At 74.2% G+C, this 25,342-nt stretch carries 21 protein-coding genes; 9 read left to right on the top strand and 12 right to left on the bottom strand.

Annotation, left to right across the window (positions count from 1 at the left end; all coding sequences use genetic code 11):
- Positions 1–48: 48 nt before the first annotated feature.
- From E6P78_RS01105 to E6P78_RS01065, 9 genes are all read right to left on the bottom strand, one after another.
- Positions 49–1,818 (bottom strand): VgrG-related protein, encoded by a 1,770-nt coding sequence (locus tag E6P78_RS01105; protein ID WP_136201596.1) that lies wholly within the window; start codon positions 1,816–1,818, stop codon positions 49–51.
- On the bottom strand, positions 1,815–2,552 hold the full coding sequence (locus tag E6P78_RS01100) for a LysM peptidoglycan-binding domain-containing protein (RefSeq protein WP_136201595.1): 738 nt from the start codon (positions 2,550–2,552) through the stop codon (positions 1,815–1,817). The genes E6P78_RS01105 and E6P78_RS01100 overlap by 4 nt, the downstream gene beginning before the upstream one ends.
- 46 nt (positions 2,553–2,598) lie before the next feature.
- Positions 2,599–3,024, bottom strand: a complete 426-nt coding sequence (locus E6P78_RS01095; protein WP_136201594.1) for a phage tail protein — start codon at positions 3,022–3,024, stop codon at positions 2,599–2,601.
- 16 nt (positions 3,025–3,040) lie between these two features.
- Positions 3,041–6,322, bottom strand: coding sequence for a hypothetical protein (locus E6P78_RS33165; protein WP_240798994.1), 3,282 nt, complete (start codon positions 6,320–6,322; stop codon positions 3,041–3,043).
- A 4-nt stretch (positions 6,323–6,326) separates the two neighbouring features.
- Positions 6,327–6,485 carry a DUF6760 family protein gene (locus E6P78_RS32600; protein ID WP_167535327.1) on the bottom strand — a complete coding sequence of 53 codons (159 nt, stop codon included), beginning with the start codon at positions 6,483–6,485 and terminating at the stop codon, positions 6,327–6,329.
- Positions 6,482–6,976, bottom strand: a complete 495-nt coding sequence (locus tag E6P78_RS01080; RefSeq protein ID WP_136201593.1) for a hypothetical protein — start codon at positions 6,974–6,976, stop codon at positions 6,482–6,484. Before E6P78_RS01080 ends, E6P78_RS32600 begins: the two co-directional genes overlap by 4 nt.
- Positions 6,973–7,413 carry a phage tail protein gene (locus E6P78_RS01075; RefSeq protein ID WP_136201592.1) on the bottom strand — a complete coding sequence of 147 codons (441 nt, stop codon included), beginning with the start codon at positions 7,411–7,413 and terminating at the stop codon, positions 6,973–6,975. The genes E6P78_RS01080 and E6P78_RS01075 overlap by 4 nt, the downstream gene beginning before the upstream one ends.
- A gap of 58 nt (positions 7,414–7,471) precedes the next feature.
- Positions 7,472–9,001, bottom strand: a complete 1,530-nt coding sequence (locus tag E6P78_RS01070) for a phage tail sheath family protein (RefSeq protein WP_136201591.1) — start codon at positions 8,999–9,001, stop codon at positions 7,472–7,474.
- A gap of 469 nt (positions 9,002–9,470) precedes the next feature.
- Positions 9,471–10,787, bottom strand: a complete 1,317-nt coding sequence (locus tag E6P78_RS01065; RefSeq protein ID WP_136201765.1) for a hydrolytic protein — start codon at positions 10,785–10,787, stop codon at positions 9,471–9,473.
- Between the two features lie 225 nt (positions 10,788–11,012).
- On the opposite strand from E6P78_RS01065, the gene E6P78_RS01060 reads away from it, so the two are divergent.
- The 6 genes from E6P78_RS01060 to E6P78_RS01035 all read left to right on the top strand — a co-directional run bounded on the left by E6P78_RS01060 (position 11,013) and on the right by E6P78_RS01035 (position 20,719).
- Entirely contained in the window at positions 11,013–11,738 is a 726-nt protein-coding gene (locus E6P78_RS01060) for a LuxR C-terminal-related transcriptional regulator (protein ID WP_136201590.1), read from the top strand.
- 155 nt (positions 11,739–11,893) lie between these two features.
- Positions 11,894–13,900 (top strand): DUF4157 domain-containing protein, encoded by a 2,007-nt coding sequence (locus E6P78_RS01055; RefSeq protein ID WP_136201764.1) that lies wholly within the window; start codon positions 11,894–11,896, stop codon positions 13,898–13,900.
- Between the two features lie 120 nt (positions 13,901–14,020).
- The gene (locus E6P78_RS01050; RefSeq protein ID WP_136201589.1) at positions 14,021–17,227 is read left to right on the top strand and encodes a DUF11 domain-containing protein; all 3,207 of its coding nucleotides are present in this window, start codon (positions 14,021–14,023) and stop codon (positions 17,225–17,227) included.
- Positions 17,224–17,931: a DUF4255 domain-containing protein gene (locus E6P78_RS01045; protein ID WP_136201588.1), complete on the top strand. Its 708-nt coding sequence runs from the start codon at positions 17,224–17,226 to the stop codon at positions 17,929–17,931. The genes E6P78_RS01050 and E6P78_RS01045 overlap by 4 nt, the downstream gene beginning before the upstream one ends.
- Positions 17,932–17,993: 62 nt before the next feature.
- Positions 17,994–20,075, top strand: a complete 2,082-nt coding sequence (locus E6P78_RS01040; protein WP_136201763.1) for an ATP-binding protein — start codon at positions 17,994–17,996, stop codon at positions 20,073–20,075.
- 53 nt (positions 20,076–20,128) lie between these two features.
- Positions 20,129–20,719, top strand: coding sequence for a DUF1707 domain-containing protein (locus E6P78_RS01035; protein ID WP_136201587.1), 591 nt, complete (start codon positions 20,129–20,131; stop codon positions 20,717–20,719).
- Positions 20,720–20,770: 51 nt separating this feature from the next.
- Here the strand turns inward: E6P78_RS01035 and E6P78_RS01030 are convergent, their stop codons facing one another.
- Positions 20,771–21,553, bottom strand: coding sequence for a thioesterase family protein (locus E6P78_RS01030; RefSeq protein WP_136201586.1), 783 nt, complete (start codon positions 21,551–21,553; stop codon positions 20,771–20,773).
- A gap of 155 nt (positions 21,554–21,708) precedes the next feature.
- Between E6P78_RS01030 and E6P78_RS01025 the strand changes: the two genes are divergently transcribed.
- The gene (locus E6P78_RS01025) at positions 21,709–22,308 is read left to right on the top strand and encodes a sigma-70 family RNA polymerase sigma factor (protein ID WP_136201585.1); all 600 of its coding nucleotides are present in this window, start codon (positions 21,709–21,711) and stop codon (positions 22,306–22,308) included.
- A complete protein-coding gene (locus E6P78_RS01020) occupies positions 22,305–22,916 on the top strand; it encodes a hypothetical protein (RefSeq protein WP_136201584.1) in 612 nt (203 codons plus the stop codon). The genes E6P78_RS01025 and E6P78_RS01020 overlap by 4 nt, the downstream gene beginning before the upstream one ends.
- Positions 22,917–22,924: 8 nt before the next feature.
- Here E6P78_RS01020 and E6P78_RS01015 read toward each other — a convergent pair whose 3' ends face one another.
- Together E6P78_RS01015 and E6P78_RS01010 are read right to left on the bottom strand one after the other, a co-directional pair.
- Entirely contained in the window at positions 22,925–23,347 is a 423-nt protein-coding gene (locus tag E6P78_RS01015; RefSeq protein WP_136201583.1) for a Zn-ribbon domain-containing OB-fold protein, read from the bottom strand.
- Positions 23,344–23,796 carry a DoxX family membrane protein gene (locus E6P78_RS01010; protein ID WP_136201582.1) on the bottom strand — a complete coding sequence of 151 codons (453 nt, stop codon included), beginning with the start codon at positions 23,794–23,796 and terminating at the stop codon, positions 23,344–23,346. Before E6P78_RS01010 ends, E6P78_RS01015 begins: the two co-directional genes overlap by 4 nt.
- Positions 23,797–23,967: 171 nt before the next feature.
- Here E6P78_RS01010 and E6P78_RS01005 point away from each other — a divergent pair, with 171 nt between their 5' ends.
- A complete protein-coding gene (locus E6P78_RS01005) occupies positions 23,968–25,158 on the top strand; it encodes an NAD(P)/FAD-dependent oxidoreductase (RefSeq protein WP_136201581.1) in 1,191 nt (396 codons plus the stop codon).
- Positions 25,159–25,342: the final 184 nt, after the last annotated feature.

The raw sequence follows: 25,342 nt of genomic DNA, 5'->3' as shown, positions 1-25,342 counted from the left end.
GGCTGCTGTTCTCCTTGTCGGGGCTGCTGGGACTGCTCGGTTCGGAAGTCAGTTGATGCGGATGAGCGCGGCCTTCAGGACGGCGAGCAGGCCGCCGTCCACGGTGACTCCGGTCTTGCCGTTGACGGTCACCGACGCCCCCTTCACGTGGACATCGCCCATGCCCGCGTCGAGCGTGATCCCGGACCGGCCGAGGGACAGGGAGCTGAGCACCCGGGAGGTGCCTCGGGCGTACACCTTCAGCGCGATCTCACCCCGCCGCTCGTCCAAGGTGACCTCCAGCTGCTCGTCGCCGGTGGCCAGCCGCACGCCGGACGGGCCGCGCGGGGCGTCGAGGAGTTCGATCCGGTTGCCCGAACGGGACACCAGTGAGCGGCGGTTGACCTTCCCGCTGGTCGGGTCGACCAGCGGTACGTCGTGCGGCGACGGCTTGTCGACGCCGTTGTAGAGGCCGCCCAGCACGTACGGGCTGTCCAGCAGGCCCTGTTCGAAGCCGACCAGCACCTCGTCGTTGACCTCGGGGCTGAACACCCCGCCGCCGCCCTGGCCGCCCCACTGCACCGTACGGACCCAGTCGGTGACGTACGTGTCGTCCAGCCAGGGGAACTTCAGCCGCACCGAGCCGCGTTCGCCGTTGCCCCGGCCCTCGCGGATGTCGGTGACCACGCCGATCGCCAGGCCCGGCATACGGGGGCCCGGCGGGGTTGCGCCGCCGCCGGTGAGCCCGGAGAGGGAGCGGTCGGGGGCGGTGCTGACCAGGACGGTCGTGCGGTAGCCGCCGTGCGGGTCGAGGACGTGGTGGGCGGCCGTCGCGGTGTAGCGGCCGGCGAAGGCGGGGCCGACGTTGCCGAGGGCGACCGGTTCGCCGGCCCGGAGGCGGGGGTTGCCCTCGGCGACCGCCTCGATCTCCCCGAAGCCGGAGGAGACCCGTGCGGCCACCGCACCGGCGACCGCGCCGGCCTCGGCCTGGGTGCGGTACGGGGTGTCGGCGACCGTCATCCGGGCGTTCGGCCCGAACGCCCCGGCGGCAGCGGACGGGCTCGCGCCCGGGACGACCGTGGTGGAGCGGACGGACTGCTCGCGCGCCACCAGCCGGGTCTTGGTCTCCACGTCCCAGCCGCGCACCTCCACGCTGTCCGCCCCGTCCGCGCCGGTCAGCACGGCCCGCAGCGCCAGCAGGTTGCGCCCGTACTCCAGCACCATCGGGTGCCGGGTGGCGGAGGTCGACGGCGAGGGCGCCGAGGCGGCGGGCTTCGGCTTCACGAACTGCAGCACGCCGTTCTCGTCCACCCGTACGTGCGCGCCGCACTCGCCCGCGAGGTACTGGAGGAAGTCCCAGTCCGAGACGTTCGGCTGGGTGAGCTGCTTGTACATGACGGGGGCCGCCTCGACCTTCCCGCAGGCGAGCCCGGCATCGGTGGCGACCTTGCGGACGATGTCGGCGGCCTTCATGTTGCGGAAGGCCACCACCTTGCGCCCGCGCCGCAGCCGGTGGGCCTTGGAGAAGGCCCGGACGACGGTGAAGGAGCCGGTGGTGTCGCTGTCGAGTTCGAGGGCGGTGACCTCACCGGTGAACAGCCGCTCGCGCGCCTGCTCCTGGACGGTGACCACGGAGATCTTCAGGGGGGTGCCGATGGTGATCCCGGTGGCGGTGAGCAGCGTGTGGTACGGGTCGCGGTAGGTCAGGACGGCGGTGTCGGGGAGGCCGACGTTCTCGTCGACCTCGCAACGCACCAGCTGGGCCGCCCAGGCCTGGGGCAGCTCCCCGGGCGCCTCCACGATCGGGTCGGCGGCGAAGGAACGGGCGGGCCCGGTCACCGGACGCCCTCCGGAGCACGATCTTCCGCCGCGCGGTCCTCCAGTGCGGGCACGAGGAGTTCCGTGCCCGGGGCCAGCTGCATGGGGTCGTCGATGTCGTTGGCCTCGGCGATCGTGCGCCAGGCGGTGGCGTCCCCGTATTCGCGCCAGGCGAGCAGCGGCAGGCTGTCCCCGGCGACGACGACGTGCGTACGGCGTGCCTCCCGCGAGCCGGACGTCGGGTTCTGGCCCGCCGGGTCGACGCTCGCCTCCTCGATGGACAGGGAGCAGGTGGCGCGCAGCGGCTTCCCGTCCACGTCGAACAGCGTGTACGCCACGGAGAGGCTGGACAGCACCCCGTCGAACGACGTCGTCCTGGACGTCCCCCAGTCGAAGCGCACCCAGGGGCTCGACGGCTTCTTGCGGCCCAGGCTGCTCGGCGTGGGCACGCAGGCCGTCATCAGCTGTTCCACGGCCTTCTCCACGGAGTTGTCGTGGGTGGCGGTGGCGTCCAGGAAGACGTCCAGGGACAGCGACCGGGGCCCGCTGCCCACGAATTCCGGCAGCGCGGACTCGCCGGCCGTCCGGGACGGGGTGCGCCGCCACTCGGTGGTCTTGGTCAGGGAGAGCGTCGCCGGGTTGAACTGCAGCGTGAGCTGGGCGAGGGTGCCGGCCGGTTTGGCGCCGACGTCCGCCGGCGGCTCCATGATGGTCAGCTGGGCGCGTGCACGGCTCGTGCGGGCAGCGGCTGGCATGGGGTTCCTCCTTCCTGCTCGTGTCGGTGGTGGTGCGGCCGGCTCATCAGGACGGCACCAGGCCCTCGTGCGCGATCTCCAGGGTCTCGACCGCCGGCTGGGAGCTGGACGGGTCGAATGAGGGACCCTGCCAGCGCACCGGCACGATGCCCTGGATCTGCCAGCTGACGATCCGGGTGAGGTTAGGGCGGAGCGCGACGATCTCGCCGTCCTTGCGCTCGACCCGCTGGGTCGTCTCGGTCAGCCAGCGCGCGATCTTCAACGTGTCGGCGGTGACCGGGCGGGTCAGCGTGATGTTGGTCCAGGTGATCCGCCCCGGCAGCTGCCAGGTGAACCCGTTGTTGCCGCCCTCGGCGTACTGCTCCAGCTCCACCTCGGCGCCCAGCCCCGAGCACGTGTGGAACTGCCCGAGGTCGCTTCCCCCGATGGCGAGCGTGAAGAACACGCTCGTCGCGAAGATGTTGTCCGTCATCTGCTGCTTTCCCTTTTCAGCGGCGGCCGTCGTACGGGCGTCCGGAACGTTCTCTGCCTCGGCGCAGGTCCGCCCGGAGCAGCCTGCTGACCGGGTCGATCAGGCGCCGGGCCAGCTCCTCGACGTCCACCCCGGCGGCCTCGTCCGGGCGGGGGGCGGGTGTGGGGGCGGTTGGGGCGGTTGGGGTGGGGCCGGTGCTGGGCTTCTTCTGGACGATGCGCACCGGGACCCCGGTCAACCCCGCTTCGGCCACGGCCCGTTGCACCGCCTGCGCGCGGCCGTCGGGCGCGGGAGCCCGGCCCTCGACGGGCCCGGCCGCCGGTGCGGGGCGGGGAACGCGTACGGCGAGGGCCTGCGGTACGCCGGGCAGGGCGTCGCCCTCCGGCACGGGCCCGGCGACGGGGGCGCCGGTCTCGGCCACCACGGGCATCGCGAGGCGCTGCACGGGCACGGCGGCGCCGCCGGGGCGGGGGGAGCCGGGCGGGTGGGGGCGCACGACCGGAACGGGTGCGGACGCGGACGCGGATGCGGATGCGGATGCGGATGCGGACTGCGTTCCGCGGGACGGTGGTTGGGGGGCGCCGGAGGGGGTGGTGCCTGCGCCCGGCGCGTGGCCCCGCGGGGCGGTACGGGTCGGGAGGGGCGCGTGTGGTCGGGGCGGGGCGATGGGGTCGACCGCGGCCCGTTGGACGGCGGGGGCGGCTTGGGCGCGTGCGGCGGGGGCGGCTTGCGGCGCGCGTGCGGCCGGGGCGGCGTGGGCGGGTGCGGCTTGTGCGGGTGCGGCTTGTGCGGCCGGGGCGGCGTGGGCGGGTGCGGCGGCGGGGGTGGTTTCGGCGCCCTGTGCGTCGTGGCGCTCTTGCGGACGCGGGGTGTCGCGCCGCCAGGTCGCCGGTACGACGGGCCGGGTCGCGGCGGCCGACTCGGGAGCGGTGAAGCCCTCGGCCGCACCGGTGCGCACGGAGAGGGTCCGCCCGGCGAGCAGAGCGCGCGACCGCTGGACGGCCACGGGCGCGGGGCCGCTACGGGGGGCGCCTCGGGTGGCGATCCGCCGGATGCGTACGGGAGCGGTGCCGGCGTCCTCGGCGGCGCGTTGTACGGCGGGCGGTTGTGCGGAGGCCGGTTGCGCGGCGGGCGATGCGGGCGCGGGGCCGTGGGCCGGGGCGCGCAGGGGCATCGCCGGGGGCGTCGCCGGGGGTGCCGGTGAGGCGGCGGCCGACTGCGGGGCGGCGGTCCCTGGCCGCGCGGCGGTCCCTGGCCGCGCGGCGGTCCCTGGCCGCGCGGCGGTCCCGGGTCGTGCGGTCCCGGATCGTGCGGCGGTCCCGGATCGTGCGGCGGTCCCGGGTCGTGCGGGACGCGGGTCGCCCAGCAGCGGGGCATCGTTCGCGGTGCCGGCGGTCGGCGGGAGCGCGGACAGGGGCGTACCGAGCCCGCCCCGGGTGCGCGCCTGCGAGCCGGGGCCGGTGGCCGGGGCCCTGAGCGGGGAGGCGGGCGCGGGCTGGACGGGTGTCGGGCCCGGCGTACCGCCCCGGGGGGCGTCGGGGGCGGGGCGGGGGCGTTCGGCCGGCTGCCGGTCCCGGTCCTGGTGTCCTGCCGGTGCCTGTCCCGGTTGCGGCCGGTGAGCCCGCTGCGGTGCGGGGGCCGCAGTCGGAGCAGCGGCCGTTTCCGGCGTCTGCCGCTGGACCACGGGCAGGGCGGGGTCGGTGGCGCCGTCCCGGGTGGGCAGGGTGAAGGGCGCTGCTTGGGCGGGCAGTTCACGCAGGGGCTTGCCCAGGGCGGGGCGTACCGGGGGTGCGGTGGGCGGGCGCTCCCCGTGCTCGGCCCGGTCCGTGGACCTCGGGCCGGGTGCGGCGTGGGCCTCTGTCGGCGCAACGGGCGCGGACGCATCCGCCTGCCGCTGCACCACAGGCAGAGCCGGCCCCGAAAGGGCAGCCCCGCCCCGAGCGGAGGGGGTCGACGGGCCCGCCTCGGGGGACCGTTCACGCAGGGGCTCACCCGGAGCGGGCCGTACCGCAGGCGCGGGGGGCGGTCCGGCGAAACGCTCCGGCGCGACGACCGGCGGGCGCTCCGTGGGCCTCGGGCCCGGTGCGGCGGGGGCCTCTGTCGGCGCAACGGGCGCGGACGCATCCGCCTGCCGCTGCACCACAGGCAGAGCCGGCCCCGAAAGGGCAGCCCCGTCCTGGACGGAAGGGGTCGACGGGCCCGCCTCGGGGGACCGTTCACGCAGGGGCTCACCCAGGGCAGGCCGTACCGGCGGGCGCTCCGTGGGCCTCCGGCCCGGTGCGGCGGTCTCGGCCGCCCCGGTCGGCGCACCGGACGCGGGGGACGCGGCCGGCGTGCCGGGTGCCGGGGTTCCGGCCGGCGTGACCGGCGCGGGCACCCCGGTGGATGCGACGGCGGAGAGGTTCCGCAGGGCCGTCATCGGTCGCCGGGCGACGATCAGGGGCGGCGCGGTGCGCCGGGCGCGTACCGGTGCGGGCCGCGCCTGCACCGGCGCGGAAGCGGCGGGTCCGCTGTCCCCGGACGTGCGGGTCGCCGGCCCGGCGGACGACGCGGACCCGGGCACGGCCGCGATCACCCGGCCCGAACCGGCCGACGCACCCCCGCCCGCCATGTCACGGCCTGAACCGGCCGACGCGCCCGCGCCCGCACCCGCACCCGCACCCGCACCCGCACCCGCACCCGACGGACCCGAGCCACTCCGGGCCCCCGCGCCCGCCGCGTCCCGGCCCGTCCGGGCATCCCGGCCCGTCCGGGCGGGCGTACGCGTGCTCCCGCTCCCCGCATCCGTACCCGCCCGGTCGCTCGGCCCGTTGGCACCGGGCTGCCGGTCCGCCGGTCCGCGTCCGGTGCGGGGCCGGGTGGTGTGGGGACGCCGCTCGGCGACCGGGGCACCCGGCGCCGACGGCGCCACCGGCTCCTCCGGGGCGCCGGTGGCGCGCAGGAGGAGGGGCGCCGCCCCGGGGGACGCGGAGCGCGGCGTGCCGGGCCGTGCCACGCCGTGGATGAGGCCCACCGGCGCGGAGGGCAGGACGGCATGGCCGAGCTCGCCCCCGTACGCGACGTTCTGCCACGACGCGAGCCGGGACCTGAAGCGCAGGCCGTCGCTCACGCCGATCGAGGACCGGGCGACGGTCACCGCGGGCGGGGCGACCCGCCGCCAGCCGCCGTCCCAGTCCGCGGCGGGCCCGGCCACGGGTTCCGGGCCCGGGTCCGGGTCGGGGCGGACGCCGTCCTCGGCCGTCGCCGCCCCCGGGGCGGCGACGGTGGGCCGCCGCCGGAACCAGTCCCTGAACTCCACGCCCTCACCCGCTCTCGTTGACGCGGGTGTTGATCCGCGCTATCTCCCTCACCCACTCCTGCCGCTCACCATGGGTGAGGTCGAGGATGTCCTCACGCTGCCAGTGGAAGTGGTAGGCGATGTACGCGAGCTCCTCCCGCAGCCGGGAAGGCGCGTACGTCACGATTCCCCCAGGCGTTCACCCGAGAGGTCCACCTCGAACGAGCCCTGGCACAGCGGGCACGTGACCGCCGCGTGGGTGTGGCCCTCGCTGTTGATGCGGCGGTAGAAGTCCTGGAGGAACGCCACGTCGGTGGCGTACATTCGCTCGACCACCCCGGCGTGCACGTCGGTCACCGTGCCGAGCCGGGTGATCACCTGGCTGAGGAGCACCACGCTCAGGTAGGCGGGGTTCTCCTTGACCCGCAGGTCGATCTGCGGGCGCAGTTCGTCGCGGGCCGTGGCGAGCCGCATCGACCCGCTCCGGTGGACCTGGCCCTCGTCGTCGACGTAACCGCGCGGGAGCTCGAAGTCGAACTCCGTACGGAGGCCGGAACGGTCCGGCTCCCGGGCGGGAGGCGGCGTCGGGGCGGCCTCGCGCTGCGTGGGCGCGGCGGCGGCGAGGCTGTCGAGGACCTCTTCGAGGCCGCCGCCGGAAACGGTCCTGCGCCTCATTCGACCACGATCTCCTCGAAGGTGATGGTGACCGTCTCCGTCGCCGCGCTGGACTCGCCGGCCTTCAGCGAGGGGCCCTCCCACCTGCTGGCCCAGCCCTGCATCAGCTGGATGCGGCGGACGGTGTCACCCTTGGAGTCCTTGATCTCGATCGTCAGGTTCTGCCGCGCGGTGTCGACGGCGCCGTTGTTCAGCGTCTCCTTGATCCACTTGGTGAACTCGCTGCTCTTGTCGAGCCCGCGGGTGATCGTCACCTCGCCGGCCTGGCGCGCGCCGGGCTGCTTGCGGATGATCTGCTTGCCCGTGGCGGTCACCTGCCGGACCTCGACCACTTCTTCCTCGACGGTCAGGCCGCTGATCTCCTGGATCGACTCCACGAGATAGCCGCCGAGCTGCACGCCGAAGACGTGGGTGGAAAGAGCGTCGCCCTCTGCCATGACTCTGTGTCACCTGTTCCGTTCGTTGCCTGCTGGGTCAGTCCGTGACGGGGACGGGTCACTCGTCCACGAGGCTGGTGCTGTCGGAGAACTGCGAGAGGCGGAAGACGACGAACTCCGCGGGCTTCACCGGGGAGACGCCGATCTCGCACACGACCTGGCCGAGGTCGATGGACTCCTGCGGGTTGTTGTCCCGGTCGCACTTGACGTAGAAGGCCTCCTCGGCGGTCCGGCCGAAGAGCGCGCCCCGGCGCCACTCCTCGGAGAGGAAGGCGGTGACGTTGCGCCGGATGCTCGACCAGAGGCGGTCGTCGTTCGGCTCGAAGACCACCCACTGGGTGCCCAGGAGGATGGACTCCTCCAGGTAGTTGAAGAGCCGGCGGACGTTGAGGTAGCGCCAGGCCGGGTCGGACGAGAGCGTCCGCGCGCCCCAGATCCGGATGCCGCGCCCCGGGAAGGCGCGCACGCAGTTGACGCCGATCGGGTTGAGCAGGTCCTGCTCTCCCCGGCTCAGGCGGAGTTCGAGGTCGAGCGCACCCCGGATGACCTCGTTGGCGGGGGCCTTGTGCACGCCGCGCTCGCCGTCGCTGCGCGCCCAGACACCGGCGACGTGGCCGCTCGGCGGCATCAGGGTCTGCTGGCCGGTCGCCGGGTCGAGGACCTTGAGCCACGGGTAGTAGACGGTCGCGTAGCGGGAGTCGTATCCGGCGTCGTCGTTGCGCCAGGTGCGTACGCGCTGGGCGTTCATGCCGGGCGGGGTGTCCAGGACGGCGACCCGGTCGCCCATCTGCTCGCAGTGCGCGATGAGGGCCAGCTGTACGGCCCTGACGCCCTCGGCGTCGATGTCGCCGCGCTGGTGGGCGCTCATCAGGTCGGGGACGGCGACCATGGTGATCTCGTCGATCGCCTCCAGGGCCGCGATGCCCGTACGGGCCGACGCGTCGCCCACGTACTCGGCCGGTCCTGCCCCCGCCGGGCTGCCGGTTTCCGGGGCGGCCGGCGCGAGGGTGAGGCTCTGCTTCTCGGGGCGGGTCTGGGCGGCGCCGGGCTGCTCGGTGACCTCGATGAGCTTGGACTGACGGGCCTGGGTGACCAGGTAGCCCTTGACGTTCTTGCGTACGGAGGTGTCGAAGGTCTCCGCCACCTTGCCGCCCTGGCGCACCAGCAGCCGGAACCGGTCCTCCGGCGGGTTCTCGCCCTCGGCGTCGGTCACTTCGATGGAGAGGCCGTCACCGGCGCCCGGCCGGGCGGAGACCAGGAAGCCGCCGATGGCGACGGACGGGGCCGCCGCCGCGGGCGCCGAGTCCTGGGGCGCGTCCTCGGCGGGGCCGCCGATGCGCACGATGTACGCCGCGCCGCCGCCGTTGCTGAAGAACCCGTGGACGGCGAGCGTCAGGTAGGTGTCCGGGGTGAACGTGCCGAAGGCCGAGACGTACTGGTCCCAGCTGGTGACCAGCGTCGGCCGGTGGAAGGGGCCGGTCTCCGCGAAGCCGACGAAGGCTGCGACCGCGGTGCCGACTCCCTCGATGGGCCGTGCTCCGGACTGCACCTCCTCCACGTATACACCTGGGGTGAGGTACGACGGCATGCTCGCTCCTTCGGCTGGTCAGTCGTTCGCCCGTTCAGTCTTGCCGGGGGTGTCCGCGGGCAGTAGGCCCCGGAGTCCTGGCCAGGGGGCAGGGCCGCTGCCTTTCCGGGCCCCTGCGGTCGCTCGCGCCGCGCGAGGGACTGGTTTCGGCCAGAAACTACCGAGTCGTCCGGGCGGAATCGGCCGGAATCCCACGGCCCCGGCCGGGGGCCGGAGAATGCGTTCCGCTCCGACGAGCGGAGGCCCCCGCGATCCGAGCGATTCACTACACCCGGGAATGCCCTGGAATCACCCGCGAAAGACCGGGATTCACCGGCCGCCCCGCACTCCGCGCATTTGCGGGTCCAGCCGTTCCGGGTGTGTCCGGATGTGTGAAGGGCCACACCCCGGTGAACGCACGGCGGCACGTATCCGCAGGTGGAGAACGTTCCTGTTCACATCACCGGCACAGGAGGACAGGAATCCAGCGCTATCGTTCCTCTCGCGATACGTCGCTCAGCACGCCGCTGACATTGAGCACTTGGTGACACCCGGAGGCCTGCGTCCCGGTTGCCGGAGTCCCAGGCTTGGAACAGGTCACGGAAACAGTGACCGCCGCCTTCTCCGGTATCTGAATGGGGGTGACCCAGTGATAGTCCTGGTTCCTGAACGTCTCCAGGGCAATGGTGGTGATCTTCCGCTGGCCGAAGGAGATGGTCAGCACCCCTTCGTCGCCCTGGAAATTGGCCACGACGATGTCCGTGACACCGAATGTCTTTCCCTCCGGGACCTGGTACGTCCCGGTCCTCTCGGCCCCGGCACGCGTCTGCACGTCGATGGTCTCGGAGGTCTGCAGGCCGTTCGCGCCGCCCGCGCCCCCGGTCGAACCGGAGCCGCCGCCCGTGCCGGCGCCGCCGGACCCGTCCGCCCCCGCCGTGGCGCCCTGGCCCTGCTTCTCGCTCTGCCCCTGCCCGCCGTCGGTGGTGGTGCCGGTCGTGGCGCCGCCCTGTCGGGGCTCCCGGTTCTGCTCCTGCGCGGCCTTGGCGCCCGCCTCCTTCGCGGTGCTGCGGACGGCGGGCCGTACGAGCGCGAACCACGCCACCAGCAGGGCGAGGACCGCCGCCAGGACGATCAGCAACCACTTCGGCAGCAGGGGGAGTTGCGCGAACTCGCCCGGCAGGGGTTCCGGCCGGCCCGGCTGCCCGTCCTCGACACCCGCCCCCTCGGTCTCCGCCTCGGCGACGACGACCTCGAACGGCCAGGCGGCGGGGGCACCGAACCAGATCAGCTTCCGGGCCCGCACCCTCAGGCCCGCCTCCGCGGACTCGCCCGGCTCCAGCCTCCGGCGTTCCGGCGTGAAGGCGAGGCGCAGCTCCTCCCCGGCCTGCCTGGCGCCGAGCACGACCTCCGTGGGAGCGTTCCCACGGTTCTGCGCCGATGTCCTGAACCGGGCGCCCAGCCAGCCCCTGCGCCGGCCCGGCTCCAGCTTCGCCCGCAGCTCGCGGAAGGGCTCGACCACCACCGTCATCTCGGGGACGGCCACCGACTCGGGGTGCTCCGCGGGCAGGACCCTCACCCCCAGGGGCACTTCGCCTGCCCGTACCTCGTGGGACCGGGGCGGCGCGAGGCGCACCGTGACGGTCTGGGAGGTGCCCGGGTAGAGGGAGACCCGCGCCGGTTCCACCGTGGTCCATGCCGCACAGTCGCCGACCACTTCGAGGGTGTACGCCTCAACGATGTCGCCGTCGTTGCGCACGGTCAGCGTGGTCGTCGCTTCGGCGCCGGGCGACACCGTCACCGTGGGCATGTCGAGTTCGGCAGATGTGGTCACGATGCGACGTTAGGCCGCGCCCCGGTCCCGGCAGCAGGGGCGGGAGGGCAACGTGCGGGCAGGACGGGTGCCCCGGCGGCACACCCGCGCCGGGCTCCCGTGCCCCACCCCCGTGCCAGGTCGCCCTGTGCGGCACGGGACGAGCCAGGACGACATCTGACCCATCGGTTATCGGCGAAAGCGGCCCAGAAGGACGAGCGCATGACCACGACCACGACAGACATGACGAAGACGGCGGCGGGCGGCCCCGGCCGTACCCCCGCCCCGCCCGAGCGCCCCGCGCCCCGCACGCCGGCCCCGGCGTCGGGCCGGGTCTCGGTTGCGGTGTACGCGGAGGACCTGATCCTCCAGACCGGAGTGGTGCAGCAACTGCGTCCACGGCCGGAGATCGAGCTGATACCGCAGGAGGAGGCGGACAGCGCGCAGGTCTCCTTAGTGGTGGTGGACGTGGTGAACGAAGCCGCCGTCCAGCTGCTGCACCGCCTCCAGCGCAACACCTCCACCCGCACCGGTCTCGTCGTCGGCTACTTCGAGGCGGGCGCCCTGCAGACCCTGATCGAATACGGGGTCGCCGCCGTGCTGCGGCGCGGGGAGGCCGATCAGGACCGCCTCGTCCACCTCGTCACGGCCATCGCGAAGGGTGAGGGGGTACTGCCGGGCGACCTCCTCGGCAAGCTCCTCGACCACGTCAGCAGCCTGCACCGCACGGTGCTGGACCCGAGGGGGCTGTCGCTGTCGACCCTCACGACGCGCGAGGCGGAAATGATCAGGCTGGTGTCGGAGGGGTACGGCACCGCGGAGATAGCGCAGAAGACCTCGTACTCCGAACGCACCGTCAAGAACGTGCTGCACGAGGTCGCCACCCGGCTGGACCTGCGCAACCGGGCCCATGCGGTGGGGTACGCCATGCGGCACGGGCTCATCTGACGGGCGGCGGGCCGCCGTGGGGGCAACGGGTGTTGCCCCCACGGTGTCCCGGGGCGTCCGCCCGGCCGGGGCCCGTGTGCCGGTCCCTGCCCCGGCGAACCTTGCCGGGCGGCGCGCCGGGCGGGTCTGGTGGCGGTGACCGCCCGTCGAAAGGCATCCCGTTGTCGCAGCATGAGCACCGCACCGGCCGGACCGCCGAGACCCGGTCCACCCCGTCGCGCGGCCCGGCCCCCGTGGACCGGACCGAACTCCTCGACCTCCAGCGCACCCTGGGCAACGCGGCCGTCCTGCACGTGCTGCGGCGCGCCGGCAACCCGTACGCCGAGGAGCAGCCCGGGGCCGGGCCGGGGCGGGCCCCGGAGCAGCGGCCCGCCGTGCAGCGCTCGGCCGTCCACGACGTGCTGAGCGGGAGCGGGCGGCCGCTGGAGGCGCCGCTGCGCGAGGAGATGGAGGCCCGTCTCGGCGCGGACTTCGGTGACGTACGCGTCCACGACGACGCCGACGCCCGTGCGTCGGCCGCCGAGGTCGGTGCCCGCGCCTACACCAGCGGCCACCACGTCGTCATCGGCGACGGCGGCAAGGACAAGCACACGCTCGCCCATGAACTCACCCACGTCATCCAGCAGCGCCGGGGCGCGGTCGCCGGAACCGACCACGGGGACGGGCTGCGGATCTCCGACCCGTCCGACGCGTTCGAGCGCGAGGCCGAGGCGAACGCGCGCCGGGTGATGGGCCGTTCGGTGGCGGGGGCGGCCCCGGCCGGGCACGACGCCCATGGCTCCGCCGGTACGGCTCACGTCGGCGGGACGGCGGTCCAGCGGTTCATGTCGCCGGTCGCGGACGGGGACGCCGCGGAGTGGCGGCAGCGGGCCCTGGAGTACACCAGCGCCCACAAGGCACGCATCCTGAACGAGTACGCGCGCGTGGTGCTGGAGAGGGACCCCGACGAAAAGGACATGAAGCAAATCCTCAAGGAGCTGGAGGTCCTGCCCGCCTGGCTAGCAGTCGGGAAGGCCGCGCGAGGCGGGCTGGACACCGTCGGACCCGCCGTCGACGCTTCACTGACCACACTGGTGCAGAAGCTGAACCTCATGGAGCAGGAGTGCGCGACGGCGGCCAAGGCGGGGGAGACGCGGGGTGAAGCCGTCCCCCTGCCGGGAAGCGTCGTCGGCACCGAGTTCACGTTCACGGACAGCACCCTCAACGGAACGGTGAAGAAGGGCGCGCCTCCCCTGATCGTGGACCTCGGCGGTCTGACCGGTAAGGCCGAGGCCAACGCCAGGTCCGTGATCACGTACGCGAAGGGCAGGATGAACGCCTGGACCGCACTGGTACAGAAGGCCGCTCCGCCGGCCGGGTTCACGCTCAGCGTGAGCGACACCACCGTCAAGGACCAGGACGCGAAGCGGTTCACGTACACCAACGGGTCCACCTCATGGTGGTGGGAGATCACCATGGACGACGCCTGCCTGGAGACACGGACCGACCCGACCCCCATCAGCGGCCTGCACGCCTCCCACGTGCGCGCCATCATCCAGGGCCACATCTTCGCCCTTGCCGAGAAGTGCGGGCTGCACGTGGACCAGACCTCGGCCGGAGGCGGCGGTCACCTTTCCCTGGACAGCGCGTCGACCTTCGGCGGAAGCGTCGAACTCTTCGTCCAGTCCATGCGGCAGTGGGAGACCGACTGGGAGTCCTGGGTCGACTCGTTCGGTGCCGCACCGCGCGAGAAGGACGTGGAGAACGCGCCATGGACCGGCGATCTCCCCCAGACCAGAGGCGACCACCTGGCCGACGTCGAGACTCTTCTCGACGACATCCTGGCCAACGCGCGCCAGGGAAACGTGGACCTGCCGGAAGCGGTCCGGCAGCTCCAGAACCACATGGCGCAGCTCCCCCTGCACGCACAGGCGTCGCAGCGTCTCAGGGACAAGGTGGCGAGTCATCCTGAGGACCGGTCGCACTACCAGGCGGTCAACCTGGAACACATGGACTCCGCGACGGAAGGGAACCGTCGCGTCGAGTTCCGTGACATCCAGGCGCAGTCCGGCTACGACCAGCTTCTGAGGGACCTCGGATACATCGGCCGCATGCTGCAGGACGTGCGCGGCGAGGTCGCCATCGACCAGCGGAACCGCCTGGACGCGCGCCACAGGAGGTAGACCCGGCCGCAAAGGGCACCCCCTCTTCCCCGCCCCGGGTACTCCCGGCCCTGTCCCCGCGCCCCCGTACGCGGGATGCTCGACGTGGAGAACCATCGACCCAGACTGTGAGGTGGACCCGTGGGCGGTCCTGCTGGCCCGGCGAGGGGTGCCCGGTGGCGCCGGCTGAGCGGTGCCGTGGTGCTGCTGACCCCGCTGCTGGTGGCGGGTTCGGTGTCCGCCCCGCAGGCGCAGCCGGCCGCCGCCGCCTCGGACGCGGTGGCGGCGGACACCGGGCGCATCGCGTTCGCCGGTACGGGGCACCGCAGCCTCGGCCGGGTCACCTCGCAGACGGCCACCGAGGACCTGTTCGGCGCCGGTCCGGCCCATTACGACCAGGACGCGTTCGGGCGCGGTGAGGCGCTGGTCTTCACCGGCCTCCGCGACGAGGCACGGCCGCAGGTGTACGTGCGCGGCGCGGACGGCACCGTGCGCAGGCTGACCATCGGCATGGACGCGGCGCACCCCGAACTCTCCGTTGACGGGCGGACGGTGGTCTTCGACTCGGCCGGGGAAGGGGGCCAGCGGGACCTGTGGTCGGTGGGCGTCGACGGCTCCGGGCTGCGGCAGCTGACCGACACGCCCGCCGACGAGACCTCGCCGACGCTGTCCCCCGACGGCACCCGGATCGCGTACGCGAGCGACGGCGGCCCCGAGCCGGGCACGCAGATCTACGAACGGGACCTGTCCGGCGGGTCGGTGACGTGCGTCAGCGACAGCGCGGAGGGCGACGCGAGCGAGCCGGAGTGGAACCCGGTGGACGACGACGCACACCGGTCGCGCATCGCGTACACGCTGAAGGTCGAGCCGGTGAAGGACACGGACACCGGGTACCGGCTGCGGGTCACGGACGGGTCGGGGACCGGCCGGCCCGTGCTGACCGGCCTCGGCGACGACTGGGGCACCCGGTCGTCGGCCTGGCTCCCGGACGGCGAGGGGCTGCTCTTCCTCAGCCCCAACACGGACTGCGGGTGCTCCGTCTACGACCACGTGTACCGGATCGGCTCCCTCGGCGAGCCGGTCCCGCAGATGGTGCTCACCGAGGACCGCGAGGTGGAGACACCGGCCGTGCTCGGCACAGCGGACTCCTGGACGACGGTCGTCACCCGCAGGACCACCGCGGACGCGGACCTCGTCACGCTCCAGGACATGCGGCAGGACGGTTCGGACCCCCGGGACCTCCGGCTCGACGTGCTGCGCGAGGACCCGAGGGCCCGGTCCAACACCAGCGACGACCCCGCCGACGACCCGCTGTTCCACCCGGCGGACGGCTACGACCCCTGGACCGAGCGGCAGACGTACACGCCCGACGGGCGGCAGATCGCCGTGACCCGCTTCGAGACCATCGGCGGCGAACGGGTCCAGCGGATCTGGCTGGCCGACACCGACGGGACGCACGCGGAGGCGATCGGGCTGGAGGGGCGGGGCCCGAAGGACCGGGACACCGACCCCACGTTCTCACCGGACGGCACCCGGCTGGCCTTCACCCGGTCCACCCCGGGGGCGGACGCGAACGCGGCGTGGACGAGCCGGGTGCTCGTCGCCGATGCCGCCACCGGGAAGATCACCGGCGAGGTGGTCCCGCCCGAGGGACAGGTGGTGGGCGGTGACGCCCAGCCCGCGTGGTCGTCGGACGGCACCACGCTCGCCTTCACCCGCAACCAGGTGATCCGGGGCCTCGGCGGCATCAAGCACGTCTGGACGGCCCCGGCGGACGCGCTCGACCAGCAGCGGGACCTCAGCGTCACCGGCTGCCCCGGTGAGTGCAAGGTGATCGACGACAGCCCCGCCTTCTCCCCCGACGGCACGGCGATCGCCTTCAACCGCAAGGACCGCGCCGACCAGATCAACCAGCGGGCGAGCGTCGTCGTCACCTCGCCGGACGGCCGGGACTGCCGGGTCGTGCTGCCGTCCGACCGGCGCGACGACCCCGCCGCGTGCGGTGCGCAGATCCCGGACGTCGCGGCGACCGGCCCCTACCAGCCGCGTGACGTGGCGTGGTCGCCGGACGCCGGCCGGCTGGTGCTCAGCTCCCGGCGGGACAGGGCGCCGAGCTCCCCCGAGCAGCTGTCCGAACTCGACCTCGCCACCGGCGCCCTGACCCCGCTGACCGCGAAGCTGCCGGGCCGCCAGAAGGAGCCCGCCTTCCAGCAGCAGGTCGACCTGGCACTCACCGCACCGCCCACCACCGCCACGGTGGACACCGGCTCCTCGGTGTCCGTCACGGTCACCGTCACCAACCGGGGCCCGGCACCCTCGCCCGGCACCACGTTCGTCGCCGACGTCCCGCAGGGCGTGCGCCTGGAGGAGCTGACCAGCACCGCCGGTACGTGCGCCGCCGGTTCGCCCAGCTGCGACCTGGGCGTGCTCCGGCCGGGCGCCGAGGTGGAGGTCACCGCGCGGCTGACGGGCGTGACGGCGGGGCCCTGGCAGCTGGGCTGGTCGGTCACCGGGGCCGTCATCGACCCGAACCCCACGGACAACGCGACCGGGACGGACATCCGGGTCCGCGAGATCCCCCAGCTGCCGGACCCGTCTCCTTCGCCCGTCCCCTCCCCGCCCCACACCCTCCCGCCGCCGGCCGCGCAGCCGCCCGCCCAGCCACCCGCCCCGCTGCCGCCCGCCCCGCTGCCGCCCGCACCAGAGGCGGGCCCCGGGGTCGTCGTACGGGCGCAGCCCAGCCCCGGATACGTGGGCGGGCGGGTCGTGGTGACGTACACCGTGCGCAACGGGAGGAACGCGCTCGCCACCGGGCTGCGGCTGCGGCTCGGGCTGCCCGCCCGCATCCCCGTGGCCACCCTCCCGGCGGGCTGCTCCGGCGGGGTGTGCGCGCTTCCCGACCTGGCACCGGGCGCCTCCTCGGTCCTGCGGGTGGTGCTCGCCCCGGACCGCGCCCTGCGGACCACCATCACGGGCACGCTGACCACGAGCGGCACCGACGCCGACCGCGGCGACAACGTCTCCCGCATCCCGCTGCGCATCCTCCAGCCGCGCATCGTCTCGGTGCCCGAGGTCGGCAAGCCGGGGTTCGTCACCTCGGTGCGCGGGAAGGACTTCCCGCCCGGCGTACCGGTGAAGCTCACCTGGAAGCCCGGGATCACGGCTGCGGCGGCGCCCACCCGGCCGGCCGGCGACGGCACGTTCATCGCCCAGCTGCTGATCCTGGTGAAGGACCGGACGGGTCCGCGCACCATCACCGCGTCCGGGCCCGGGTTCTCCCCGGTCACCACGGACTTCCTGGTGGTCAGCGGCAACCTCGTCCCGCCGGACGAGGTGGGCCGCCGGTGATCCACGAAGTCGACGAGGGGCTGCGGCTGTTGCTGGCCGACGCCGGCCTCCGGGACAGCGGGGTCGAGCTGGTCTTCGACGCCCCGACGAAGGACTGGTCCGCGCGCCGCAACGCCCCCACGGTCAGCGTCTTCCTGTACGGCATCCGCGAGGACGCGGCCCGCCGCCGTACCGGCACGGCCGAGGAGTACGACGACGAGGGCGTACTCACCGGGCGGCGGACGCCTCCGCGCTGGTTCGAGCTGACCTATCTGGTGACCGCGTGGACCAACCGGCCGCAGGACGAACACCGGCTGCTCTCCGAGGTGTTGCGCTGCCTGATCCGCACGAGCGTGCTGCCCGGACGGATGCTCACGGGCAGCCTCGCCGACCTCGGCCTCACGGTGGAGATGGAGGCGGCCTCGGCCGGTACGGGCGACCGGCCGTCCACCGTGGACGTGTGGTCCGCGCTCGGCGGCGAGCTGAAGGCCGCGATCGACCTGCGGGTGTGGGCCCCGCTGGCCGGCGAGGTGGAGGCCGCCGGGCCGCCGGTCACCGAAGGGCTGCTGGTGCGGACGGTGCCCGCACGGGACGGCGAGGCGACGGAACCGGGGCGGCGGCTGCGCTACGAGGAGGCCTCGGACCCGGCCGGGCAGGGCTTCGCCGCCGAGCGCGAGCGGCAGCTCCCGCCGGGCCGGCGCAGGCGCGGAGGTACGGCCAGGTGACCACGGCCCACCAGGCCCCGCGCCCCGGCCTCCGGGAGCCGGACGACACCCCGCCGACGGCCGTGGCGGACCTCTGGGAACGGCTGGGGCACATCGAGCGGCGGGTACGGCTCGCGGTCGCGGTGCGCCGGGAGGCCGACCCGGAACCGGACGACCCGTTCCGGGGGCAGTACCTCACGGCCGCCGCCGCCGAACGGGTCCTGGACTCCCGCGACGCGTTCCGCCCCGTACCCGACCCCTCCCACGGCCCCGACGCCCCGCAGGAATCCCCCGAGCGGGGCCGGATCGCGGCGCTCGCGGAGCGCTTCGGCCTGGTCCCGCCGGACGTCGATCTCCTGCTGGTCGCGATGGCCCCGGACATCGACGCCCGGTTCGAGCGGCTGTACGGCTATCTCAACGACGACCTGACCCGGCGTCGGGCCACGATCGGCCTGGCCCTCGAACTGTGCGGCCTGCCCGCCGCGGGCCCCGGCCGCTTCCGCTTCTCGCCGGCCGCCCCGCTCGTCGCGGCCGGTCTGGTGGAGGTGCTGGAGGCCGAGCGTCCGCTGCTCTCCCGGGTGCTGCGCGTACCGGACCGGATCACCGCCCATCTGCTCGGCGACGACGGGGTGGACGGAAGGCTGCACGGCCTCGTCCGGGTGGCCGGGCCGCAGGAGGAGCAGCCGGGCCCGTGCCCGACGACCCTGCGGATCGCGGCGGCCGCGGGCACGGGCAGCGGTCTGGTGCATCTGCTGGACCGGGGCGGCGACCCCGGCCGGCTCGCCGCCGACGCGCTCCTCGCGGCCGGGCTGCGCCCGCTGGTGGTGGACCCGGCGGCGCTGGCCGCGGCCCCGGAACCGGACCGGGCCGCCCGGATGCTGGCGACCGAGGCGCGGCTGAGCGGTGGCGGTCTCGTCGTCGGCCCGGTGGAGACGCTCGCCCCCGAGCAGCCCAAGGGCGCCGCCCTGGTCGGCGCGCTCTGCGCGGCGGTCGGTGACGGCTCGCCCCTGATCCTGTACGGGAAGAAGAACTGGGACCCGCTGTGGGCCGGCGAGAGCCCGGTGACGGTCCCCGTCCCGCCCCCGGACCCGGCGGACGCGGCACGGCGGTGGCGCCACGCGCTCACCGGGGCCGGTGCCTCGACCGGGCTCGCCGCCGCTACCGCGACCGCCGACGCGCGTCTCGCCGACGCCACCCGCGCCTACCGGCTCGACTCCGGCCAGATCCGCAGGGCCGCCGCCGTCGCCTCCCGGCTGGCCGCCCTGGAGGGCCGCACGGTGGAGGCCCGGGACCTGCGGACCGCCGTCCGGGCCCAGAACGGGGCGGGCCTGGCCCGGCTCGCCCGCCGCATCGAGCCCACCGTCGGCTGGGACGACCTCGTGCTGCCCCCGGCGACCCACCGCCAGCTCTCCGACCTGGCCCTGCGCGCACGCCACCGGGAGCAGGTACTCGGGCAGTGGCGGATGCGGCCGGGCGGGGGCCGGGGGCGGGGCATCGTCGCCCTGTTCGCCGGGGAGTCCGGGACGGGCAAGACCATGTCGGCGGAGGTGGTCGCGGCCGACCTGGGCATGGAGCTGTACGTCGTGGACCTGTCCTCCGTGGTGGACAAGTACGTCGGCGAGACCGAGAAGAACCTGGAGCGGATCTTCGCCGAGGCGTCCGACGTCAACGCGGTGCTCCTGTTCGACGAGGCGGACGCCGTCTTCGGGAAGCGTTCGCAGGTCAAGGACGCGCAGGACAGGCACGCCAACGTGGAGTCGGCCTACCTCCTCCAGCGCGTCGAGTCCTTCGACGGCATCGCCGTACTCACCACCAACCTGCGGGCCAACCTGGACGAGGCGTTCACCCGCCGGCTCGACGTGGTCGCCGACTTCCCCGTACCGGACGCCCAGCAGCGGCTGGCCCTGTGGGAACGCTGCCTCGGTACGGAGGTCCCGCGCGCCCCCGGCCTCGACCTGCCGACGTGTGCGGAGCGCTTCGAGCTGACCGGCGGCTCCATCCGCGCCTGCGCGGTCACCGCCGCCTACCAGGCCGCGGAGTCGGGCCGCCCGCTGGACACCGAGCAGCTGGTCGCGGCCGTCCTGGCGGAGTACCGCAAGCTCGGACGGCTGGTCCTGGACAGCGAGTTCGGTCCGTGGCTGGAGCGCGCCCGGCGCCGGGACTGACCAGCCGCGGCTGGGAGGACGTGTGGCCGCCCCGGCTCCGTATCATCAGGTGCATGACTGCTGAGCCCGCGCGATCCGCCGCCCGCATGCGGGCCTCCGACGCCGACCGCGAAGCGGTGGTGGAGCAGCTGCGGGAGGCGGCGGCCGAGGGGCGGATCGACCTCGACGAGCTGGACGCCCGGCTCAACCTGGCCCTCACCGCGAAGACGTACGGCGATCTCGCCCCGCTCACCGACGACCTGGTCCCGGTCGTGCAGGACACGGGCGAGCCGCTGACCTTGCGGGGCGGCATGCACGGCGTGCGGCGGGAGGGCGGCTGGAAGGTGCCGCCGCACCTCCTCGTGTACGGGGGCATGGGCGGCGCGCGGCTCGACTTCAGCCGGGCCGAGTGCCGGCTGCGCGAGGTCGAGCTGGAGGTGAACGCGCAGATGGGCGGGGTGCGGATCGTGGTGCCGGAGGGCTGGGCGGTGGATACGGACGCCCTGGACCCCTCGCTCGGCGGCCTGAAGGACCGGACCTCGGGCGAGCGGCTGCCGGGCGCGCCGCTGCTGAGGATCACCGGCACCTGCGGCATGGGCGGCGTCCGCCTGCGCAACCCCGGCTTCCGCGCCCGCCGCAGGCAGCGCAAGGAGTTGTCGCGCTGAGGCTGTCCCGGGTGTATTGACCCGCAGGGTCGTTGACGCGGGCCGACACACCTAGAGCGGGCGGACGGTGAGGATCTGCTCCGCCCGGCCGACGGGACCGTTGACGTCGTGCAGGACGGTGCTGGTGAGGCCCTGACCGGTGGGGCCGAAGACGACCGTGGTGTCGAGGCCGGTCCAGCAGCCCTCGGGCTGCCGGTGCAGGTGGATGGTCAGGTCGACGTTGGGGAACATCCACTCGGTGGGCTGCTCGCGCACGGCGATGCCGTTGGCGGTGTCGACCAGCGCGACGTACGACGCCAGCGGGCCGGCGGTCTCGCCCGCGACGAGGTCCAGCGGTGTGGAGATCCAGGCGGTCGTGCGGCCCGGCAGCGGCGGCGCGAGCGGGCGGACGTCGAGGGACGCGATGTAGCCGCCGGGCCAGAGGTCGGCCATCGGCCAGGGCGCGAGTGCCTCCGGCGGGGTGAGCCGCCCGGCCTCGCCGTCGGCGACGGCGGTGGTGTCCACGGGGGCGAGGGACCAGGCCCTGGCCCGTACGACCGGACGGCCCGCGATGAGGGCGACCGCCTCCACCAGCTCGATGGTGCGGCCGGGCCTGACCGTCTCGACGCGGATCTCGCACTCGTCCAGGGCGAGCCGGCCGAGGATGTCGAAGCCGACCCGCGACAGCAGCAGGCGCTCACCCGGCCGGTCCGCGAGGTGGCGCTCGATGGCGTGGACGAGGAGGCCGCCGAGCGGACTGAAGTGCACCTCGTCCGTGCTCCACGCTCCGCTCGCGTGGGCGGTGGGCTTGTAGTGGTGTGCGTCGATGCGCTCGTAGTAGCTGCCGGTGTTCAACGGATGCTTCCCTCACGGACGTGCGGATCGGGGGACAACAGCCTGACACCGCCCGTGTGTCCGCCGGTAGCCGGGCCCGGCGTGACGCATGTAACGCATGGGCCGCGGGGCGCCAAGAGGAGATGAGGCCAGAGCAGTCGATCCGAGGAGCTTCTGTGAGACATCCACCGGCCGCCTACGAGGTGGCGAAGATCGGCGAGGACCCGGAGGCGTTCGAGCTGTTCTACCGGGCGCATGTGCAGGCCGTACTGCGCTACGCCACCCGGCGCAGCCGGGACGCGTACGCCGCGTCCGACCTGACCGCCGACGTGTTCCTGGCGGCGATCGCCGCCGCTCCCGGTTACCGCGAGGAGCTGGGCAGCCCCTCCGCCTGGCTCCACGGTATCGCCCGCAACGTCGTGGCGGCCGAGCGGCGGCGGGCCGCCCGGACGTGGAACGCCGAGAGCAGGATCGCCGGGCGCCGGCTGCTGGACGAGGACGACATCGCGCGGCTCGAAGAACGTATCGACGCCGAACGCGACGGCTCCGCGCTGCTGGCCGGCATGGCGGCGCTGCCGGCCGGTCAGCGGGCCGTGCTCGAACTCGTCACGGTCGACGGCCTGACCGTCCCCGAGGCCGCCGCCGCACTCGGCATCAAGCAGGTGACCGCGCGCGTCCGCCTGCACCGCGCCCGCCGCGCGCTGCGGGACACGTTGACGCCCGCTCCCCCGGAATCCCTTCCGCACCCCTCGTCTTTCGCCGTGGAGGCCCGATGAAGACCGAACGCTTCGAAGACCGTCTGCTGCACGCGCTGAAGGAGCACGTGGCGCAGAACGCCCACCGGGCGGGCACCGCCGAGGCGGTCCGTACGCGATCCGCCAGCGGGCGCTGGGCCCGCCGGGTTCCGCTCACCCTCGCCGCCGGCGTCGCGGCCGCCGCGCTGGTCGGCACGCTCGGCCTCGGGCAGTCCGCTTCTCCGGGCCCGGGCGCCGCCACCCGCGTCACCAACGCCGCCTACACGCTGGAGAAGGACGGGGCCACCGGCCGGGTCAGGCTGGTCATCGTGGACCCGTCCGGGAAGATCGATGTCGAGACCATGCAGCGGAACCTGGCCGCCATGGGGGTACGGGCCAAGGTGCTGCTGGGCAAGCCCGACTGCGCCAACCCGTCCCGCTGGAAGCCCGGGGCGAAACTGCCGTTCGATCTGGGCAGCCCCCTGAACGGCGAACCGACCCTCCTCGTGGACCCCTCCCTCATCCCCGCCGACCACACCCTGGTCATCGGCTTCACCGCGCGCCACCACCCCCTGGACACGATCGCGGCCGGCATGGCCCGGGGCGACGGCTCGGACTGCGTACCGGCGCCCGCCGGCACGGGGTCGTAGGGCCGCCGTCAGGGCCGGAACACCGCCACCGCCTCGCGCCCCTCCTCCCGGCGGAACGTCACCCGCAGTTCCATCCCGACGGCGAGCGCGCCCTCCTCGCACTCCACCACCTCCGTCATCATGCGCGGCCCCTCCGCCAGGTCGACCACGGCGGCGGCGTACGGAACCCGGGCGCCGAACGGAGGCAGGTCGTTGCGGTGGACGACGGACCAGGTGTAGAGCGTGGCCCGGCCGCTCGCGCGGACCCACTCGCCGTCCTCGCTCCAGCAGTACGGGCAGAACTCGCGCGGGTAGTGGTGCGCCCGCTCACAGGCCCGGCAGCGGCGCAGCAGCAGGTGCCCCTCGGCCGCGGCGTCCCAGTAGGGGCGGGTGAAGGCGTCGGGCTCGGGGAGGTCGTGGCGGGGAGCGGCGGGCGGCGGGGTGGTCGTCACAGGAAGAGTCCGATCGCGTGGTCGAGGGACCAGGTCTGCCAGGACATCGCGAGCAGGGCGACGAGCGAGATGAGCGCCATCATCGCGTTCTGCCCCTGCTCGGCCCAGTCGTGGATCATCAGCACCAGGTAGAGGAGGTTGAGCAGGAGCCCCCCGACGAGGGCGACCGGGGTCAGGAAGCCGGTGATCAGGCCGAGTCCGAGGGCGAGTTCCGCGTACACGACGACGTACGCCATGGCCTTGGGGTGCGGGGCGACGGTCTTCTCGAAGCCGCTGCGGACCACCGGCCAGCGGTGCTTCCGGGCCACGTCCGCCGCCCACGCGATGCCGGTGCCGCGCTCGAACCACGCCTTCCGGTCCTTGTGGCGCCAGCTCTCCAGCCACCACAGGCCGAGGCCGATTCGGAGTACGGCGAGCCACTGGGCCCCGTCGAGCCAGATCGTCCGCATGGCGCCTCCCGTTGCACTGAACCTGACGGTACGTCAGTTCACCTGATGAAGGGCGCGCGGCGCAAGAGGTACGGCCGCACCCGTACCCGCGTTCGAGAGCGTGACCAATTCGCAATCGATTCCGGTCTTGACCGAGACCCATCAAGGAGTCGCGCGATTACGCTCCGAAGCATGTCCGACAGCGCACCCAGCGCCGGTAGCACCTCCCCGGCCCCCACCGACCTCACCGAGGACCGTCCCGTCTACGTCATCGGGGGCGGCCCGGGCGGGCTCGCCGCCGCGGCCGCCCTGCGCGCACGGGGCGTACGGGCCGTCGTCCTGGAGAAGTCCGGGAGCGTCGGCGCTTCCTGGCGCGGGCACTACGACCGGCTGCACCTGCACACCACCCGGCGCTGGTCCGCGCTCCCCGGACTGCCCATGCCCCGCAGGTTCGGGCGCTGGGTCTCCCGCGACAACGTGGTCCGCTACCTGGAGAAGTACGCCGAACACCACGAGCTGGAAGTGGTGACGGGCGTCGAGGTCTCCCGGATCGACCGGGCGGCGGACGGCAGCGGGTGGCGGCTGAGCGCGAGCGGCGGCCGTGAACTGACCGGGCGGGCCGTCGTCGTGGCCACCGGCTTCAACCACACCCCGAGCCTCCCCGACTGGCCCGGCCGCGAGACGTTCACCGGCGAGCTGCTGCACGCCTGCGACTACCGCGCCCCGGCCCCGTACGCCGGCCGGGACGTCCTGGTCGTCGGCGTCGGCAACACGGGCGCGGAGATAGCCGTCGACCTGGTGGAGGGCGGGGCGTCGGGCGTACGGCTCGCGGTGCGCACCGTCCCGCACATCGTGCGCCGCTCCACGGCCGGGTGGCCCGCGCAGGCGACCGGCATCCTGGTGCGCCGGCTCCCCGTCGCGCTGGTGGACCGGGCGGGGCGCCTGATGTCCCGCGTCGCCGTCCCGGACCTCGCCGGACACGGGCTGCCCCGGCCGGACACGGGCCTGTACTCGCGCGTCAAGGAGGGCGCCATCCCGGTCCAGGACGTCGGACTGATCGACGCGGTGAAGCGCGGCCGGGTGGTGCCGGTGGCGGCCGTCGAGTCGTTCGACGAGGACGCGGTGGTCCTGGCGGACGGCACCCGCCTCACCCCGGACGCGGTGATCGCCGCGACGGGCTACCGGCGGGCCCTCGAACCGCTGGTCGGCCACCTCGGCGTGCTGGACGCCCGGGGCCGCCCGGTGGTGCACGGCGGACGCACCCCGAAGCAGGCCCCCGGCCTGTACTTCACCGGCTTCACCAACCCCATCAGCGGCATGATCCGCGAGCTGGCCCGGGACGCCGAGAAGATCGCCAAGAAGGCGAGCCGCGCGAGGCGCTGAGCGAACGCCCCGCCGGGGCTGCTCCCCACCGGGACCGTAACCCGCCGGGACCGTAACCCGCCGGGAGCGATCCCCCGCCGAAACCGCTCCCCGCCGGGACTGCTCCCCAGGGACCGTTTCCTGCCGGGAGCGTTCCCCGCGAGCGGTCCGCGCCGGACTTTCACGTCGTGCGAGCGGCCCGCGC

The organism is Streptomyces sp. A0958 (assembly GCF_004795035.1).
Classification (GTDB): domain Bacteria; phylum Actinomycetota; class Actinomycetes; order Streptomycetales; family Streptomycetaceae; genus Streptomyces.
The sequence above is the reverse complement of the archived record's forward strand: the minus strand, read 5'-3'. Positions and strand labels throughout refer to the sequence as shown.

Bases quoted from the DNA above. Each gene is read 5' to 3' on its own strand.
- E6P78_RS01075 (WP_136201592.1), bottom strand. From the start codon at position 7,413: ATGGCAGAGGGCGACGCTCTTTCCACCCACGTCTTCGGCGTGCAGCTC.
- E6P78_RS01065 (WP_136201765.1), bottom strand. From the start codon at position 10,787: ATGCCCACGGTGACGGTGTCGCCCGGCGCCGAAGCGACGACCACGCTG.
- E6P78_RS01100 (WP_136201595.1), bottom strand. From the start codon at position 2,552: ATGCCAGCCGCTGCCCGCACGAGCCGTGCACGCGCCCAGCTGACCATC.
- E6P78_RS01035 (WP_136201587.1), top strand. From the start codon at position 20,129: ATGACTGCTGAGCCCGCGCGATCCGCCGCCCGCATGCGGGCCTCCGAC.
- E6P78_RS01010 (WP_136201582.1), bottom strand. From the start codon at position 23,796: ATGCGGACGATCTGGCTCGACGGGGCCCAGTGGCTCGCCGTACTCCGA.
- E6P78_RS01020 (WP_136201584.1), top strand. From the start codon at position 22,305: ATGAAGACCGAACGCTTCGAAGACCGTCTGCTGCACGCGCTGAAGGAG.
- E6P78_RS01070 (WP_136201591.1), bottom strand. From the start codon at position 9,001: ATGCCGTCGTACCTCACCCCAGGTGTATACGTGGAGGAGGTGCAGTCC.
- E6P78_RS01095 (WP_136201594.1), bottom strand. From the start codon at position 3,024: ATGACGGACAACATCTTCGCGACGAGCGTGTTCTTCACGCTCGCCATC.
- E6P78_RS01080 (WP_136201593.1), bottom strand. From the start codon at position 6,976: ATGAGGCGCAGGACCGTTTCCGGCGGCGGCCTCGAAGAGGTCCTCGAC.
- E6P78_RS01060 (WP_136201590.1), top strand. From the start codon at position 11,013: ATGACCACGACCACGACAGACATGACGAAGACGGCGGCGGGCGGCCCC.
- E6P78_RS01005 (WP_136201581.1), top strand. From the start codon at position 23,968: ATGTCCGACAGCGCACCCAGCGCCGGTAGCACCTCCCCGGCCCCCACC.